The organism is Acinetobacter lwoffii (assembly GCF_024129855.1).
Taxonomy (GTDB): domain Bacteria; phylum Pseudomonadota; class Gammaproteobacteria; order Pseudomonadales; family Moraxellaceae; genus Acinetobacter; species Acinetobacter lwoffii_L.
Genome location: NZ_JAMXXC010000016.1, coordinates 35,961 through 53,601 on the forward strand (window position 1 = coordinate 35,961; position 17,641 = coordinate 53,601).

General features: G+C 45.5%; 14 protein-coding genes and 1 tRNA gene. 6 read left to right on the plus strand and 9 right to left on the minus strand.

Annotated elements, in window-relative coordinates:
• The first annotated feature begins 208 nt into the window (after nucleotides 1–208).
• The 5 genes from cysM (at nucleotide 209) to NI465_RS11825 (ending at nucleotide 6,496) form a co-directional block, all read left to right on the plus strand.
• Complete coding sequence (gene cysM, locus NI465_RS11805) at nucleotides 209–1,138, plus strand: cysteine synthase CysM (protein WP_004281649.1); 930 nt, start codon at nucleotides 209–211, stop codon at nucleotides 1,136–1,138.
• A gap of 18 nt (nucleotides 1,139–1,156) precedes the next feature.
• A complete protein-coding gene (locus NI465_RS11810) occupies nucleotides 1,157–1,975 on the plus strand; it encodes a 3'-5' exonuclease (RefSeq protein WP_253145412.1) in 819 nt (272 codons plus the stop codon).
• 6 nt (nucleotides 1,976–1,981) lie between these two features.
• Complete coding sequence (gene rlmD / locus NI465_RS11815) at nucleotides 1,982–3,370, plus strand: 23S rRNA (uracil(1939)-C(5))-methyltransferase RlmD (protein WP_253145414.1); 1,389 nt, start codon at nucleotides 1,982–1,984, stop codon at nucleotides 3,368–3,370.
• A gap of 32 nt (nucleotides 3,371–3,402) precedes the next feature.
• Nucleotides 3,403–5,712 carry a RelA/SpoT family protein gene (locus NI465_RS11820; protein WP_044110572.1) on the plus strand — a complete coding sequence of 770 codons (2,310 nt, stop codon included), beginning with the start codon at nucleotides 3,403–3,405 and terminating at the stop codon, nucleotides 5,710–5,712.
• 100 nt (nucleotides 5,713–5,812) lie between these two features.
• On the plus strand, nucleotides 5,813–6,496 hold the full coding sequence (locus NI465_RS11825; protein WP_253145415.1) for a S24 family peptidase: 684 nt from the start codon (nucleotides 5,813–5,815) through the stop codon (nucleotides 6,494–6,496).
• A gap of 24 nt (nucleotides 6,497–6,520) precedes the next feature.
• On the opposite strand, the gene secF is transcribed toward NI465_RS11825, so the two are convergent.
• The 8 genes from secF to queA form a co-directional block, all read right to left on the minus strand.
• Nucleotides 6,521–7,495: a protein translocase subunit SecF gene (gene secF, locus NI465_RS11830; protein ID WP_171066787.1), complete on the minus strand. Its 975-nt coding sequence runs from the start codon at nucleotides 7,493–7,495 to the stop codon at nucleotides 6,521–6,523.
• 8 nt (nucleotides 7,496–7,503) lie between these two features.
• Complete coding sequence (gene secD, locus NI465_RS11835) at nucleotides 7,504–9,402, minus strand: protein translocase subunit SecD (protein ID WP_253145416.1); 1,899 nt, start codon at nucleotides 9,400–9,402, stop codon at nucleotides 7,504–7,506.
• Nucleotides 9,403–9,453: 51 nt separating this feature from the next.
• Nucleotides 9,454–9,783, minus strand: a complete 330-nt coding sequence (gene yajC, locus NI465_RS11840; protein ID WP_004645158.1) for a preprotein translocase subunit YajC — start codon at nucleotides 9,781–9,783, stop codon at nucleotides 9,454–9,456.
• A 100-nt stretch (nucleotides 9,784–9,883) separates the two neighbouring features.
• Nucleotides 9,884–11,014 (minus strand): tRNA guanosine(34) transglycosylase Tgt, encoded by a 1,131-nt coding sequence (gene tgt / locus NI465_RS11845; protein WP_005252828.1) that lies wholly within the window; start codon nucleotides 11,012–11,014, stop codon nucleotides 9,884–9,886.
• 130 nt (nucleotides 11,015–11,144) lie between these two features.
• Complete coding sequence (locus NI465_RS11850; RefSeq protein ID WP_253145417.1) at nucleotides 11,145–11,987, minus strand: DUF4303 domain-containing protein; 843 nt, start codon at nucleotides 11,985–11,987, stop codon at nucleotides 11,145–11,147.
• A 113-nt stretch (nucleotides 11,988–12,100) separates the two neighbouring features.
• A complete protein-coding gene (locus NI465_RS11855) occupies nucleotides 12,101–12,670 on the minus strand; it encodes a LemA family protein (protein WP_071851643.1) in 570 nt (189 codons plus the stop codon).
• A gap of 49 nt (nucleotides 12,671–12,719) precedes the next feature.
• Complete coding sequence (locus NI465_RS11860; RefSeq protein ID WP_253145418.1) at nucleotides 12,720–13,748, minus strand: hypothetical protein; 1,029 nt, start codon at nucleotides 13,746–13,748, stop codon at nucleotides 12,720–12,722.
• A gap of 16 nt (nucleotides 13,749–13,764) precedes the next feature.
• Nucleotides 13,765–14,799, minus strand: a complete 1,035-nt coding sequence (gene queA / locus NI465_RS11865; protein ID WP_005106092.1) for a tRNA preQ1(34) S-adenosylmethionine ribosyltransferase-isomerase QueA — start codon at nucleotides 14,797–14,799, stop codon at nucleotides 13,765–13,767.
• Nucleotides 14,800–14,966: 167 nt separating this feature from the next.
• Here queA and NI465_RS11870 point away from each other — a divergent pair.
• Nucleotides 14,967–15,053, plus strand: a tRNA-Leu gene (locus NI465_RS11870).
• A gap of 260 nt (nucleotides 15,054–15,313) precedes the next feature.
• Here NI465_RS11870 and NI465_RS11875 read toward each other — a convergent pair.
• Complete coding sequence (locus tag NI465_RS11875) at nucleotides 15,314–17,545, minus strand: NADP-dependent isocitrate dehydrogenase (RefSeq protein WP_253145419.1); 2,232 nt, start codon at nucleotides 17,543–17,545, stop codon at nucleotides 15,314–15,316.
• Nucleotides 17,546–17,641: the final 96 nt, after the last annotated feature.

The following is a 17,641-nucleotide window of genomic DNA, read 5'->3' on the forward strand; positions in this document are numbered from 1 at the left end:
CGAAATTTCAATCTGTAAAAGTGCCAGACTGAAATAGTATTTTCATCTTCATTAGCGAGCTGCTTCACCTGGCTAAATTATCGGGAAATGTAGTTTATGGCTTGATACTGTGTGAGTTTTAGTGAGTTTTCTGAAAAAGCCTTGCTAAATGGGTGCAGGGAAAAGCATTTTTTCATACAATAGCCGCACCTCGATATAGGTGCAAATAATGAGTAATACCATCCCTGATTTTCAAGCAGATGAATTTTTGTTAGACCATTATGTAGGCAAAACGCCGCTGGTGCGTTTACAGCGTCTGGCAAGTCACACTCAAGCTACAGTACTCGCGAAACTCGAAGGCAATAACCCAGCAGGTTCGGTCAAAGACCGTCCGGCCTATAATATGATCATGCAGGCCGAGAAGCGTGGGCAGATCAAACCGGGTGACACCCTGATTGAGGCAACGAGCGGAAATACGGGGATTGCATTGGCGATGGTCGCAGCAATGCGTGGCTATAAAATGAAGCTGATCATGCCGAACAATATGAGTCAGGAACGTAAGGACGCGATGCGTGCGTATGGTGCCGAGCTAATTGAAGTAACCAAAGAGCAGGGCATGGAAGGTGCACGTGATCTTGCTGCTCAAATGCAGAATGATGGCGTGGGTCTAGTGCTGAATCAGTTTGGAAACCCGGACAATGTCGAAGCACACTACCTGACCACGGGTCCAGAAATCTGGCAGCAAACCGGTGGCAAGATTACCCATTTTGTCAGTTCTATGGGCACCACCGGCACCATCATGGGTGTGTCGAAATACCTGAAAGAAATGAATCCTGATATTCAGATCGTTGGTTTACAGCCATCTGATGGTTCAAGTATTGCCGGAATCCGTCGCTGGCCAGAAGAATATCTGCCAACCATTTTCGACCGTAGCCGTGTGGATCGCATTATTGATATTCCACAAATCGAAGCTGAAAAAACCATGCGCAAGCTGGCACAGAAAGAAGGCATCAGTGCCGGAACCTCTTCTGGTGGGGCAGTGTGGGCCTCGATTAAACTGGCGGAAGAACATCCGGATGCAGTGATTGTGTGTATTATCTGTGACCGTGGTGACCGTTACTTGTCTACAGGGTTATTCTCTGTACAAGATCCTGAATAATTATTTGAGCACTGTTTTATGCGCCTGCCTGTTTTAACTTTCGATATTGAAACCCAAACCGATCTCAAATCAGGCGCGCATCTGTTTGGTCTGGACCTGCCCGAAGCAGATCTGGATCAGGCCTTGACCAAATTACGCCGTCAGGATTCAGGCTCGGATTTTCAGCGTTTGCCGCTGCATGAAATCGTCTGTATTTCCGGTTTGTGGATGGATGAGCAGGGCATGAAGCTGTTTTCCTTTAGCCGAGAACAGCATTCTGAAGCAGAAATTTTGAAAAAATTCTTGTCGATTTTTGACAAGCGACATCCGACCCTTGTCAGCTGGAATGGCTCACAGTTTGATTTACCAGTAGTTTTATACCGGGCCATGTATCATGGCTTATCTGCGCCAAGTCTGTTCGATCAGGGCGAAATTGATACGCAAAAGCGTTATAATAACTACCAGAATCGTTACCATCATCGTCATGTCGATCTTATGGATGTGATGGCCATGTTCCATGCCCGTCATTTCCAGAAGCTGGACGATGTTGCACATTTGTTGGGTTATCCAGGCAAGCGCGGTGACGGAGCCTATCGGGTTCCGGAATATGTCCGCAATCAGCAATGGACCGAATTGACGTCTTATTGTGAAGGTGATGTCCTGAATACCTGGTTGGTGTATATCCGCTGGTTGCTGTTAAAAGGCCAGCTGTTACTGCCGGATTATCAGCATTTGCTGCAAAGCACGATTCAATATTTGCAAACTCAACCGCAGCATGCGGACTTTTTATCAGTTTGGCGTGAGACTTCGCAAAGAACTGAATTTACCCAATTTGATTTTCCCATCTCCACACCCTAGGTTTTCATGAAACATCGAGCACAAGCACGTCCTATCCAGCAACCCGAGTACATTTTTCAGGTTGAGTCACTATCGCATGAGGGACGTGGCATCGCTCATTATGGTTCACATCCGGATCATCCGCAGCATAAACATGGCAAGAAAGTCTTTATCCGTTATGCCTTGCCGGGTGAAACCGTGCGTGCCCGCATTACCCGCGAAGTTAAGAAGCTAGAAGAAGCTGACAGCCTTGAATTGTTGAGCGACGCTTCTGAGATTCGCGTGAAGCCGGTGTGTTCACATTTTGGCGTTTGTGGTGGCTGTAATATGCAGCATATTGCTGCGGATGCGCAAATTGAACTGAAACAGAATGTGCTGAAATCACATCTTCAGCATTTTGCCGGAATCCAGCCCGATCAATGGCTACCGCCTTTACGTTCACAACGTGAAGATTATCGTCGTAAAGCCCGAATCGGGGTGCGTTATCTGCCTTCCAAGGATCAGCTGGTGGTGGGCTTTCGTGAAAATCAGTCCAACAAACTCACGTCGATTGATCGCTGTATGATCTTGGATCGCGAGTTTGGCTCGGTTACACGTCTTAAACAATTGCTGCAAGGTCTCAATGGTAAGGCTGACATAGGTCATATAGAATTGGCCATGGGGGATCAGGACATTGCACTGCTGGTGCGTGAAACTGCAAAATTATCTGCCGGTGATGTCAACCAATTGCGCGAATTTACGTTACAGAAAGGTTGGCAACTGTACCTGCAGCCTGCCGGCAAAGAAACACTTTCGCGGATAGATGATCCAGAAGCATCTGCACGCTTACACTATGGTCTTGATGACTTTGATGTGAAATTCGGCTTTAATCCTCTGGACTTTACCCAGGTAAATTCAAGCATCAATCCGCAAATGGTACGATTGGCATGTGATTTGCTTCAGCTACAACAGGGTGAACGGGTTCTGGATCTGTTTTGTGGATTAGGAAACTTTTCTTTGCCGTTGGCGCGCCGTGTTGGTGCGTCGGGTCAGGTGATTGCGGTCGAGGGAAGTGATGAAATGGTTCGACGTGGTGCGGAAAATGCCAAAAACAATGGTATTGCACAAATATCGTTCTATTCACAAGATTTAACCAAAGATTTCTCGCACCACACTTGGGCAAATCAAGGTTTTGATGCATTATTAATCGACCCGCCACGTGCCGGGGCAGAAGAAGTGATGCATTATATCCCTCAGTTTGGAGCTAAAAGAATCGTTTATGTGTCATGTAATCCTGCGACACTCGCCAGAGATGCAGGACTCTTGGTACAACAGGGCTATCGTCTCACCCAAGCGGGCGTGATGGATATGTTTACACATACTGGACATGTTGAATCAATCGCATTGTTCGAAAAAGAAAATCAAATAAACGATTAAAGAAATGATGTTTTTAAAAGTAGGAGACGGGTATGGTCACAGTACGTGAGCAACTCCCTGGACGACTCAATGAGTTGTCACAGGAGACGACTGTAGAACATGCCGAACAAGCACACCAGGATCTGACTGAATGGTTGGATCGGGTTCGTGGCATATTAGATGGCGCACCTTTAACGCAGCTCGAAGAAGTCGCCCACTTAACATTAGAAAGAGAGCTGCAAAGTACGGTTCAGCACCGCTCCAATACCTTTTATACTGGTATTGAGATGGCGGATATTCTGGCGCATCTGCATGTCGATGAAGATACTTTGTCCGCAGCCATGTTGTATCGTGCTGTTCGTGAAGGCGTCATGCCACTCAGTGAAGTATTGGAACAGTTCGGCGAACAGGTGCATAGCCTGGTCAAAGGTACGCTTGCCATGGGTAAGCTGTCTGAGCTGATCGAAAAAAATAAACGCCTGGAAGATCATTTCAATAATAACCAGCGTGAACATCTGTCTGGCATTTACAAAATGCTGATCTCGGTCACCGAAGATGTACGTGTTGTTCTTGTCAAGCTTGCCGAACGTACCTATGCCTTGCGTGAACTGGCCAATTCCTCGCGTGAGCGTCAGGAACGGGTGGCCCGAGAAATTCTGACCATTTACTCGCCACTGGCACACCGCTTGGGTATTGCCCAGTTGAAATGGGAGCTGGAAGATCTGGCTTTCCGTTATCTTGCGCCGGAACGTTATAAAGAAATTGCTTCCTTACTGAATGAAAAGCGTCTGGAGCGTGAACAGTATATTCAGTTTGTGATTGATAAATTACGCAATGAATTGGCCGAGCATGGTATCGAAGCTGAAATTAATGGCCGGGTGAAACACATTTATTCGATTTATCGAAAAATGAAAAGCAAGAACCTGAGCTTTGACCAGCTCTATGATATTCGTGCTTTACGGGTACTGGTGAAAAGTGTGCCGGAGTGTTATCACACTTTAGGTATTGTGCATCAGATCTGGCGCCATATTCCGCATCAGTTTGATGACTATATTACCAATCCGAAAGCCAATGGTTATCGTTCTTTACATACTGCGGTGATTGCCGAGAATAAGTCACTTGAAGTGCAGATTCGTACTCATGCAATGCATGACGAAGCTGAACTTGGGGTGTGTTCACACTTTAATTATAAAGAAGGCGCGAAAACCACAGATCGCTCCTTTAACCATCGTCTGCATTCCTTACGTGCGGTACTTGAGCATTATCAAGAACGTAATGAAAGCAGTGCACATAAAGAATCTGAAGATGAAATAGAGAATTTTGAGCATATTCAAGATTTTGAAGGCTTCGAAAAGATATATGTGTTTAGTCGTGATGGCGATATCAAAGAGCTACCACGTGATTCGACCGTACTCGACTTTGCTTATCATGTGCATACCGAGGTCGGGAACAAGTGCTATGCCGCACGGGTGAATCAGCGCTATGTGCCACTCACTTATACCCTGAAAACAGGTGAGCAGGTCGAGATTTTGACCAAAAAAGACCGGGAACCGAATCGGGACTGGTTGGTCAATTCATTAGGTTATATCAAGACTGCCCGTGCGCGGGACAAGCTGCGTCACTGGTTCCGTCAGCAGGATCGTAGCAAGAACCTGGAAGTCGGCCGTGAAGTACTGAACAAAGAATTGTCACGTCTGGCAATTCATCCGAAATCGATTGATCTGAGTGATTATTGCAACCACTTCAATGTCAAAACTGGTGATGATATTCTGGTCAATCTGGTCAATGGTGATATCAGCCTGCATGCCCTGATTAATCAGGTGAATCGTCACATGCATCTGGATCAGGACGAACCTGAACTGGTGCTAAAACCTGCCCTGAACCCGCGTGCCAGTCATACACTGTCAGCGCACGGGATTCTGATCGATGGTTTGGATAACGTGGAACTACATGTCGCGCAATGTTGCCAACCGGTGCATGGTGAATCGATTGCTGGCTATATCACTCTGAATCGTGGTGTGAGCATTCATAAAGTCGCTTGTCCGGACTATGTGCGCATGATTACCCAAGAGCCTGAACGTGCGGTAGAAGCCGACTGGGAAATGCAGCCGACTCGTGGTCAAAGTGTGCAGATTGTGGTGGAAGCTTATGATCGACGCGGTTTGCTCAAAGATCTGACGCAAGTAATTTTCTCGGATCAGATCAATATCCGTCAGGTGAATACCATTTCGGAAGCGGATGGTATTGCCAATATGAAGCTGTTGATTGAAGTCAAAGGTCTGGCACAACTTTCCAAGCTTTTGGCTCGTCTAGAGCAGCAGCCGGGAATTATCAGCGCACGCCGTCTGGTACAGGGTACTTAATTTCCCTTATGTAAGTTTAAAAAGCCTGCAATTCAATTGCGGGCTTTTTTATTGTAAGGTATTTGAATCACATGCATAAAAAATAGACCAGCAAACCAAGATGAGCGCCACCGAAATATTTGAACGTAGACGAAATAATCTGGCCAAGGTGATTGATCTGCTGATCGAGACGCAGCAATTTAAAACTGGCAAAGAGATCTGTGAGCATTTTGGCTTGTCAGCCTCATATATTGCGCAATTGCTGAATAGTAAACGCCAAATCGGGGAAAAAGCAGCAAGGGAGCTGGAACAACAACTGGGTCTAGATGTGTTCATTCTAGATCAGTCGGATGAGCTGAAAGTTGAATTATCTCCGACTCTAGAGCAAGGTGGACTATTTCAGATGCAGGTGGTACAACAGCAGGCATTCACACTTATTCCCATAGATTCAGCGCTCTCATTCAATCAGGATATTTTTCATCTGCAATCACAGCATTATGCGATTCAGGTAGCAGGGCGGTATTATTTTCCCAGCTTAAAACCGGGCTGGTGGCTGGTTTGTGACAAACAGGCCGAGTTATCCACTGCAGGCATACTCTGTGTGTATCTGCTCAATGGCTTGCAGCTCATTTTGCAACTGGTCAGTGAAACTCAGGATCATTATGAATTTCAAAGTCTGGATGAAAGCAGAAAGGTGGTTTTCCAGAAAACTGATATTGAGAAAATCCATCCAGTCATTTCGATTATTCCCACTGCCACATATTCAAACAAAAGAAATAATTCAGCCCATCATAAGACGGGCTGAACGATGAACATGAAACAGAACAGATTATGGAATCTGGTTCTCGTCTTCAAATTCTGGCTTCACCTGAACAATAAAGTCCTGACGGTTTAGACCACGCCACAAGGCAAAGGCTGTACCGATATAGATCGACGAATAGGTCCCGACAAAGACACCAACAAACATCGCGATCGAGAACCATTTCAGACCATCACCACCCATCAGCATCATGGCAAGCACCACCAGCAATAAGGTCATAGAGGTATGAATGGTACGACGCAGCGTTTCAGTCAGGGCAATGTTAATGATTTCGACCGGTTCTGCACCACGAATCTTACGGAAGTTCTCACGGATACGGTCAGAGACCACGATATTATCGTTCAGTGAGAAACCGATGATTGCAAGGAGTGCTGCAAGTACAGTCAGGTCAAATGGCCACTGCATCATCGCAAAAATCCCGAGGGTAACGACGATATCATGGAACAGTGACAATACTGCACCCATAGCCAGCTTGACCTCAAAGCGGATGGTGACATAGACCAGCATCAGCAGGAGCGCAAGTGCCACAGCACCGCCAGAACGAACATAGAGCTCATTACCGACCTGTCCACCGACGACATCAACCTTCGGTACTTCTGCCGCATTATTTGGCAGTTGAACTGCGGCTGTAACAGCTTTGGTCAGGTCTTCAGCTTCGATATCTTCCTGAACCGGCATACGCACCATCAGGTCACGTTCAGAACCTAAAGTCTGAACCACAGCATCATTAAAGCCTGCCTGGTTCAATGCCTTGGAGACATCTTCAGGTTTGACCGGATTGGTATAGTTTAATTCGGCTGCCACACCACCGGTAAAGTCTAAACCGAGGTTCAGGCCTTTGGTGGCAATAAAGAAGATACTCGCAACGGTTAAGAGGATTGAAAATAATGCCGCAGGCATCGCAATCTTCATAAACGGAATAATGCGTTCGTCTTCCGGGCGACCGTACTGTTTTTGATTCAGTTGAGTATTTTCAGTCATCAGTGATCTCCTTAAATGCTCAACTTTTTCAAGTTACGTTTTTTGCCATAAATGAGCTGTACCACGGCACGCGTTACTGTAATGGCAGTAAACATCGAGCAGACAATACCAATCATCAGGGTTACGGCAAAGCCTTTGATCGGACCTGTACCAATCGCGAACAGAATGAACGCCACCAGGAATGTGGTCAAGTTCGAGTCGAAAATGGTGTTATAGGCACGATCATAACCGGCCACAATCGCCTGTTTTGGCGAAGCTCCCCATTTCATTTCTTCCCGTATTCGTTCACAGATCAGTACGTTGGCATCGACCGCCATACCGATGGTAATGACGATACCGGCAATACCCGGAAGGGTAAGGGAAGCGCCAATCCAAGACATGACTGTCAGAATCATCGCCAGGTTAAAGACCAAGGCAAAGTTGGCAATCACACCAAACAGACGGAAGAATACCACCATCCAGATGGCGACCAGAAGGAAACCGATCTGAGTTGAAAGTACACCTTTATCGATGTTTTCTTGACCCAGACTTGGACCAATTACACGTTCTTCAACAAAATACATTGGCGCAGCCAACGCACCTGCACGCAGCATCAAGGCAAGTTCAGCAGCTTCTTGCGGCGAGTCCAGGCCAGTAATACGGAACTGAGAACCCAGTACTGCCTGAATGGTTGCAGCGTTAATGACTACAGATTCAGTATACGGGGTACGAACTTCAGTCTGAGTGCCGGTCGCGGGGTCTTCCACATAATTAATGCGCTGCTTGTTCTCGATGAACAAGACGGCCATACGTTTGCCCACCGCATTACGGGTGGCATCCGACATCAGTTTGCCGCCTGCGCTGTCCAAGGTAATGTTAACTTCAGCACCGCCTGTGTCTTGGCTAAAGCCACTTGATGCATTCTGAACACGTTCACCGGTTAAGATACGGTTACGGTTCAAGAGGAGCTGACGACCACTGTCCAGTGACTCATAAGCAAAGACTTCTGTGCCTGGTGGCAATGCACCCGTTGCCTGACCGGTATATGGATCAATATATTGATCATTCAGGTCAGACACCAGACGGAACTCGAGGTTCGCGGTACGACCTAAGACACGTTTCGCTTCAGCGGTATCCTGCACACCAGGAAGCTCAACCACAATACGGTTGCTGCCCTGGGTTTGCACCAGTGCTTCTGCCACACCTAACTCGTTAATACGGTTACGTAAAGTAGTCAAGTTCTGGTTGACTGCATAAGATTCAATTTCTTGCTTACGCACATCGGTATAGTTCAAACGTAAAGTCGAACCAGTCTCGGTCGCAACAGCCTGCTGGGTAAACTCGTTGCCATTACGGCGCAAGAAGTCCATCGTTGCAGAACGGTCATCATTGTTGGCAAACTGCATTACAATGGTGTTGTTGCTTAAATTCAGGCTATTAAATTTCAGGTTGTTATCACGCAACTGACGACGTAGATCCGTCGCAGAGGTTTCCATACGCTGGGAAATGGCCTTGTCCATATCCACTTCAAGCAAGAAGTGAACACCACCACGTAAATCCAGGCCGAGCTTCATTGGTTTGGCACCAATTTTTTGCAGCCATTCTGGGGTGGTCGGGGCAAGGTTCAATGCAACCACGTAATCATCACCTAAACCACGACGTAAAGCCTCTTTAGCTTTAAGCTGCGATTCACTTGAATCTACACGTAATAAAGCTGCATTGTTGCCAAAGCTATTGTCATGGGTGGCAATATTTTCAGTTCTTAAAATTTGCTCTGCTTTTTGTACGATGCTTGCATCAATTTGAGTACCGGCTTTGGCACCCGAAATCTGTACAGCAGGTTCATCTGGATACAAACTTGGCAGGGCATATAAGGTACTGATCACCAGGACAACCAGGATCAGTACATATTTCCATGCTGGGTAACGCATTCGTTTTCTTCTTAAAATGAAAAAGTCGTGCGAGGGCACGACTATTTTTGATTAAAGGTTATTTAAAGTGCCTTCAGGGAGGACTGAAATCACACTTGCACGTTGAACTTTGACTTCTACACCACGGCTCAATTCAACCACTGCGAAGTCACCTTCAATCTTGGTGATTTTGCCCATTAATCCGCCTGCAAATACCACTTCACTGCCAACGCCAAGGCTGTCGACCAAAGCACGGTGTTCTTTGGCACGTTTAGATTGAGGACGCCAGATCAAGAAATAGAAGATTGCAATAAAAACAGCAATCATCAAAAGGTTCGCCATCATGCTTGGTTGTTGTGCAGCTTCACCTGCAGCGTGAGCAGTCGAAATAAAAAGGCTCATTACATTTTCCTAAAATAAAAAACTGGTGATCAACTCGATAATAAATTGACATATTCTTGCAATTTACATTGTCTTTTTCCTCAGCGCAAATACTGATGGATTAATCTTGCGGACAAGGTGGCACTTCCAGGCCACGGCGGGCATAAAAGTCATGAACAAATTCGTCAAATGTACCGTTGTCTAATGCATCACGCATCGCTTCAGTCAAACGCAGGTAATAGCGCAGATTATGAATTGTACCGAGCATAGAGCCGAGCATTTCTCCACATTTCTCAAGATGGAATAAATAGGCACGGGTAAAGTTCTGGCAGGTATAGCAGTCGCAATGCGGATCGAGTGGACTCTGGTCATGACGATATTTACTATTACGGATCCGCACCAAGCCGTCTGTCACAAAATAGTGACCGTTACGTGCATTTCGGGTTGGCATCACGCAGTCAAACATATCCACACCACGACGTACCGCTTCCACAATATCTTCAGGCTTGCCGACACCCATCAAATAACGCGGTTTGTCTGCAGGCATTTTTTCTGGAAGATAATCCAGTACCTTGATCATTTCCTCTTTTGGCTCACCAACGGACAGGCCGCCAATCGCATAACCATCAAAGTCGATTTCTAGCAGGCCTTTTAAAGATTCATCACGTAAATCTTCATACATGCCGCCTTGAATAATACCGAACAGCGCATTACGGTTTTTCAGCACGTCATGATGCTGGGTTTTACAGCGTTTGGCCCAGCGTAAAGAAAGTTGCAACGATTTTTGCGCTTCTTCATGCGTCGCAGGGTACGGGGTACATTCATCAAAAATCATTACAATGTCAGAGTTCAGCGTGTGCTGAATATCCATTGAAATTTCAGGAGATAAAAATACTTTTGAACCATCAATCGGCGAGCGGAAGGTCACACCTTCTTCTTTAATTTTACGCATTGCGCCCAGACTGAAGACCTGGAAGCCGCCTGAATCGGTCAAAATGGGACTATTCCATTTCATAAATCCGTGCAGGCCGCCATGTTCACGAATTACATCCAGTCCTGGACGTAGATACAAATGGAAAGTATTGCCCAGAATGACTTGAGATTTGATCTCTTTAATGTCACGTGGCAACAGGCCCTTGACCGTACCATACGTACCCACAGGCATGAACATCGGGGTTTCAACCACACCATGTTCAAGCGTTAAACGACCACGACGGGCACGGCCCGACTGACCTAATTTTTCAAACTTCATAGGAGTTCCACATCAAGGCGAAAAAACAGTTCGCTGATTGTTATAGCTAAAGGGCGCTATTTTCCTTGATTCTTACACTAAACGCCAGCATTGTAGAGCATTCGCTCTGTAATTTTATTTATCGCTGAAGCTAGGGAACATCCGGAGATATTGGCGGATGTGGAGAAAACTGCTGCAAGCGCTGCTGGATATCTTCCCGGCTAAGGGCGCAGCTGCCATCCGGCTCGGAGGCCATTGCAGCGATATGCTGGATCAGTTTCTGGATATAAATATTGCTATCGACAAAGTAGGATTCCAAGGTCAGCAAATAGGCATCTTGCGCCACTTGCAGATAGTCATAAGGCTCCATTACCAGCATCTGCTCCAGATCAATCAGAATATCCTTGTCGTTTTGCGAGAGTTTCAAGCGTTTCTGCATGGCAGGTAAATGAGTAGTTTGTCTGGATGCCAGAAATTTCTGTAAATGAATATGCTCAGGCTTCAGGGTCTGCGCAGATTGGCATTCAAATTCGACTTGGGTCGGCAGGCTCATGAAAAACAGGATGCTATCCAGATCCAGACCATAGGCCTCAGAAAGACGATGTTTGGCCTGTTTAAAACTCTCCAGCAATAAATCCAGATGCGTCGCGTGCAGCTGTTTTTGCTGTGCCAATACCGGATGGCCAAAGCTGTGCTGGGTTTTAAAATAATCGGCCAGCAAGGTTTTAAAGGGAATGAGTCCAGAGTGGGGCAAAGCATGTGCCCGATAACGCCATTTCCGGACATTCCAGCGATCCTGTTCCGCCAGATATTGCTGAAGATATTCCGGATCTTTAAAAATACTGCGTTCAGTCGAAATGGCCAGATCATCCAGCAGTAAAAATTCGTCAAAGACCAGACTACAGGCATAGATTTGATCATCCTGATAATGGTCGTATAACCGATAAAATTCCTCGACCAGCGTCTGTTGCAAGTGCTCTAAATAATCCAGCATAATTTTTATTCTTTATATTATAAGTTTTAGATAGGTACAGCCGCATCCTTGGCTATTTTTATAATAAGTTAATGCGCCAAGGATGCAAAATTTTATCAGATCTTGCTGTTCACTCAGTGAAAGTTCGGACGGTAATCAAAATTCTGTGTCACGCTTTGATCACGGAATGGACGTACCACTTTTTTTCTGAGTAACATATTATTAATGATGTTGTGCGGAAAAATCTGGATCTGGTTGTTAAACAGCTCGACATTGCGATTATAAATGGTAATCGCCGCACCGACATTTTCATTCTGTTCTTCAATTTCAGCCATCATTTTCAGATAGATGTCATTGGCTTTCAGTTCCGGATAATTTTCAATCACGACATTCAGGCTATGCATTAACTGTTTGTTCAGACTTTCAATGCGTTGTAATTGTCCAATATCGGCATCCTTGATATTCAGGTTCATGATGTTCTGACGCAGTTCGGTGACTTTTTCTAGCGTGCCTTTTTCAAAACTCGAGTATTGCTCGACCAGCGGTTGCAGCCCATCCAGAATTTTCAGTTTTTGCCGTTCATAACTGGCGACATCCGACCAGGCGCGAATCGTGGCGTTATGATGACGGACAATACTGTTGCGGATCATGATAATCGCGACAATCAGTGCCACAATGACCAAACATAAAATCAAAAATCCCATCCGAGATCTCCCCAAGCTATATCTATATTTTAAAAATGATGCGAAAAATTTATTTTAAAAACTGCAGCAGATCATGTTGTAAGTTTTCGAGCTGTTTTAATTTAAACGTTCTCAGATGACCGCGCAATGTGGAAATATCGCTAATATTCTGCTGCTTGCCCGATACCTGAAATAAATCATGTGGCCCCAGATAACACAGCATCTTATTTTCCGGGTGAAACAGTAAATCACCCTGACGCTGTTCAAAAAAGTCGGCCAGTCGCAGCACAAAACCCGGACTGAGTAATTTGGCAGTTTGCAGCGGATCACTGCCATAAAAGCTTAATCTCTGGTTGGTGCGAATATCGCTGCTGTGCCAGGGATGGCTATAAGGATAATAAAATTTCTTTCTGGAAGTCGTAACGGCCAGTCCCTGAATCTGGATATCAAACACAAACACGCCCCACAGGTCTTTATGGACCTGCATCAGTTTGACTGGCTGACCTTCCTTATTTCGGGCCTGTACTTCATCAATATAGTGGTATTGGAACAGTAGCACCTGATGTTGCTGGCCGTTTTCGTCTTCCCAAACCGTGCTGGCATAACGTTGAATTTCATTACTCAACGAACCTTGATTGAATACTGGAAATAATTGTTTTAAATGCCGGATAAAGTGCAGGGGATTAAGAGGCATGGAAATATGCTGTGGCTGTTTTTGAAAGGCAAGCTGATATTTCTTGGCCAATGCCTGTTCTTCCAGAAAAGCAATGACTTCCTCTAATGGCTGCTGCTGTTCATAGCAAATATAGGCCCAAAAGATGCAGAGACAGCCGAGAAAAACACTGCTCTGAATCCAGATATTTCCCGGAGCAATAAAAATGCTGCCAATCAGAAAAAGCCCAATTCCGGCAAGCGCAAGCGGCAGGTTATTTTCAAACTTGAGCGTAATCGGGCCATTCCAGGGATGCAGCCCATCCAGCAATTGCTGATGCGTTTTGGCCTGTTGACCCAGATCCCAAAGCCGAGCGATATTTTGAAACACCACTGCATTTTTCTTGCGGCGAATATGAATGGACTGTTGTACAGACTCGATCGGCATGGGCAATGGTTCTCGCTTATTTCGCCTGATCAATCAGCATGGCATCGCCATAACTGAAGAAGCGATACTGGCTGTCTACTGCATGCTTATAAGCATTGAGAATATTGTCACGATTGGACAAGGCAGACACAAGCATTAACAGGGTCGATTCTGGTAAATGGAAGTTAGTGATCAAACGATCGACCACTTTAAACTGATAACCCGGATAGATGAAAATCTGGGTATCACCTGTCCAGGCTGCCAGTTCACCGTTATGTGCTTGTGCTGCACTTTCGACTGCACGGGTGGCAGTCGTGCCTACAGAAATGACTTTATTACCGCGGGCTTTAGTCTGACGAATCATCTCGACCGCAGTTTCAGGGACGTCGCACCATTCGCTGTGCATGATGTGATTTTGAATATCATCGGTACGCACTGGCAGGAAAGTACCTGCACCAACATGTAGGGTCACAAAAGTTTTTTGAATCCCTTTGGCTTCCAATTTTGCCAACAGATCGGCATCAAAATGCAGGCTGGCAGTAGGTGCTGCAACGCTGGCCAGTTTGGTTGGGTCATTAAACACGGTTTGATAACGTTCAGTATCAATCTCTTCCGCTTCACGGTTGAAATAAGGAGGAATCGGCAAGGCGCCGTATTGATCCAGCACATCGAGAATTGGTTGTGAAAATTCTACAATAAACAGATTTTCATGACGGCCTTGTACGGTCACTTTCACTGCATCCGGGCCAATAAAAAGTTCTGCACCGGCTTTCGGAGTGTTGCTGGCCTTAATATGACAATAGGCAATAAAGCGATCTTGCATACGCTCAACCAGCACTTCTACCGCACCGCCTGAAGCACGTTTACCTTTTAAACGGGCCTTCATGACTTTGGTGTCGTTTAATACCAACAAGTCGCCGTCTTCAAGTAAATCCAGAATATCGGTAAATTGATGGTCATGATATTGACCTTGGGCATCGAGGTGCAACAGGCGAGAGGCACTGCGTGTTTCCAGTGGGTAGCGAGCAATCAGCTCATCGGGGAGATCAAAATTAAAATCAGAAAGTTGCATGATGATTTACGCTAAAAAAACTGCGGCTAGTATAAACTTTTTTCTTTTTTATGGCGGGAATTGCTCGATTTTAAAACGAAAAAATGCGATTTGTTTTAAAAATAAACAAATGAAAATATTCTGCGTTGACAGTGCTGAGAAATCGCGTATTATACCTTTCATCCACTCCCGAGGTGGTGAAATTGGTAGACGCGGCGGACTCAAAATCCGCTGTCAGAGATGACGTGTCGGTTCGAGTCCGACCCTCGGGACCAAAATTCTAAAAAACCCCAAGCACATTCAGTCTTGGGGTTTTTTATTGTCTGAAAAATAATAACCTGTTTCTTTTTATCTGCTCTTCAAAATTATCTTCTTGATTTAAAAGATAGCTTGTGAAAATAACACTGCATAGAACTGCTTAAAAAATGGATTACTTCAGTGATTACGATGCATGAATCAGATATAAAAAAACCGGCGCCTAGACGCCGGTTTTTTTAATCAATTTAACCTAAGGTTAAATCGATTTTTTAACTCATTACATAGAAGCAAGAGCAGCATTCAACGTTGCACTTGGACGCATCACTGCATTTACTTTTTCTTGATCAACTGCGTAGTAACCGCCGATGTCTACTGATTTGCCTTGAACTTCTGCAAGCTCAGCAACGATTTTCTCTTCATTTTCAGCTAAAGTTTTTGCAAGTGGTGCAAATTTCGCTTTCAATTCAGCATTTTCGTCTTGAGCAGCAAGTTCTTCAGCCCAGAATTTCGCCAGGTAGAAATGGCTACCACGGTTGTCCAATTCGCCAGTACGACGAGAAGGAGACTTGTCGTTATCTAGCAATTTACCAGTCGCTTGGTCTAAAGTTTTAGCAAGTAACTTGATGTCGTCATTGCCTTCTTTAATACCCATTTCTTCTAAAGATACCGCCAACGCCATGAATTCACCGAGTGAATCCCAACGTAAGTGGTTTTCTTCAACTAACTGCTGTACGTGCTTAGGAGCAGAACCGCCTGCACCTGTTTCGTACATGCCACCACCTGCCATTAATGGCACGATTGACAACATTTTCGCAGATGTACCCAATTCCATGATCGGGAACAAGTCAGTCAGGTAGTCACGCAGGATGTTACCTGTTACAGAAATAGTATCTAGACCGCGAGCAACACGTTCAAGCGTATAACGCATTGCACGTACTTGTGACATGATCTGGATGTCAAGACCAGTGGTGTCATGATCTTTCAGGTATTTTTCAACTTTCTTGATCAGTTCGTTTTCGTGTGGACGGTACGGGTCAAGCCAGAAGATTGCCGGCATGCCAGAGTTGCGTGCACGAGTAACTGCAAGTTTTACCCAGTCGCGGATCGGTGCGTCTTTTACCTGACACATACGCCAGATATCGCCTTCTTCCACGTTTTGTGACATCAACACTTCACCAGTTTCAAGATCAACGATGTTTGCAACACCGGCTTCAGAGATCTCGAAAGTCTTGTCATGTGAACCGTATTCTTCAGCTTTTTGTGCCATCAAACCAACGTTCGGTACAGTACCCATGGTTTTTGGATCAAAATTACCATTCCACTTACAGAAATTGATCATTTCCTGGTAAATACGCGCGAATGTAGATTCAGGCATAACTGCTTTACAGTCGTAAGGTTTGCCATCAGCGCCCCACATTTTACCGCCACCACGGATCATGGCAGGCATAGAAGCATCTACAATGACGTCGTTAGGAGAGTGGAAGTTAGTGATGCCTTTTGCTGAATCAACCATCGCCAGTGCTGGACGGTGTTCTTGACAAGCGTGCAGGTCACGGATGATTTCTTCACGTTGAGAAGTCGGAAGCGTCTCGATTTTCTCGTAAAGACCGGCCATACCGTTATTGACATTAATGCCAAGCTCATCAAAAAGCTTGCCATGTTTTTCGAATGCTTCTTTGTAGTAGATTCTTACACAGTGACCAAAGACGATTGGGTGAGACACCTTCATCATGGTTGCTTTAACGTGTAAAGAGAACAGAATGCCTGCTTCACGACAGTCTTCAAGTTCTTTCTCGTAGAAGTCGCAAAGTGCTTTCTTGCTCATGAACATTGAGTCGATGATTTCGCCGTCTTGAAGCGCAACTTTTGGCTTAAGAACAATGGTTTCACCAGACTTGGTGATCAATTCCATTTTCACATCACGTGCGCGGTCTAAAGTCATTGACTTTTCGCCGTGGTAGAAGTCACCTTCGTCCATGTGTGAAACGTGAGTTTGAGACCACTGTTTCCACTCGCTCATAGAGTGCGGGTGTTTTTTCACGTAGTTTTTAACGGCAGCAGGCGCACGACGGTCTGAGTTACCTTCACGTAGAACAGGGTTTACTGCTGAACCAAGACATTTGCTATAACGTGCCTTGATTGCTTTTTCTTCTTCAGTGATCGGGTTTTCAGGATAGTCAGGGATTGCATAGCCTTTAGACTGAAGTTCCTTGATACACGCTGTTAGCTGGCCAACAGAAGCACTGATATTTGGGAGTTTGATAATGTTCGTGTCTGGATCTTGTGTAAGACGACCTAGCTCAGCTAGAGTGTCAGGCACCTTTTGCTCTTCGCTTAGGTAATCTGTAAATTCGGAGAGCACGCGCACAGCTACAGAGATGTCACTTTTGACGATCTCAACGCCAGCTGGCTTAGTAAAGGTCTCAATGATCGGCAGCAGAGAATAAGTCGCCAGTAATGGCGCCTCGTCGGTCAGTGTGTAAATGATAGTTGACTTTCCACCAGCCATATATAGCCCCTTGCGTTGGATTGAGTTTCTGAGGACCGAACTTTTGGCCCAGCCTCTTTGAACCGATTTGCTTAAATAAAAACATTGAGAGTATCG

Bases quoted from the DNA above. Each gene is read 5' to 3' on its own strand.
- NI465_RS11820 (WP_044110572.1), top strand. From the start codon at position 3,403: ATGGTCACAGTACGTGAGCAACTCCCTGGACGACTCAATGAGTTGTCA.
- queA (WP_005106092.1), bottom strand. From the start codon at position 14,799: ATGCAACTTTCTGATTTTAATTTTGATCTCCCCGATGAGCTGATTGCT.
- NI465_RS11860 (WP_253145418.1), bottom strand. From the start codon at position 13,748: ATGCCGATCGAGTCTGTACAACAGTCCATTCATATTCGCCGCAAGAAA.
- cysM (WP_004281649.1), top strand. From the start codon at position 209: ATGAGTAATACCATCCCTGATTTTCAAGCAGATGAATTTTTGTTAGAC.
- NI465_RS11825 (WP_253145415.1), top strand. From the start codon at position 5,813: ATGAGCGCCACCGAAATATTTGAACGTAGACGAAATAATCTGGCCAAG.
- rlmD (WP_253145414.1), top strand. From the start codon at position 1,982: ATGAAACATCGAGCACAAGCACGTCCTATCCAGCAACCCGAGTACATT.
- NI465_RS11850 (WP_253145417.1), bottom strand. From the start codon at position 11,987: ATGCTGGATTATTTAGAGCACTTGCAACAGACGCTGGTCGAGGAATTT.
- NI465_RS11810 (WP_253145412.1), top strand. From the start codon at position 1,157: ATGCGCCTGCCTGTTTTAACTTTCGATATTGAAACCCAAACCGATCTC.
- secD (WP_253145416.1), bottom strand. From the start codon at position 9,402: ATGCGTTACCCAGCATGGAAATATGTACTGATCCTGGTTGTCCTGGTG.
- NI465_RS11855 (WP_071851643.1), bottom strand. From the start codon at position 12,670: ATGGGATTTTTGATTTTATGTTTGGTCATTGTGGCACTGATTGTCGCG.
- tgt (WP_005252828.1), bottom strand. From the start codon at position 11,014: ATGAAGTTTGAAAAATTAGGTCAGTCGGGCCGTGCCCGTCGTGGTCGT.
- yajC (WP_004645158.1), bottom strand. From the start codon at position 9,783: ATGAGCCTTTTTATTTCGACTGCTCACGCTGCAGGTGAAGCTGCACAA.
- NI465_RS11875 (WP_253145419.1), bottom strand. From the start codon at position 17,545: ATGGCTGGTGGAAAGTCAACTATCATTTACACACTGACCGACGAGGCG.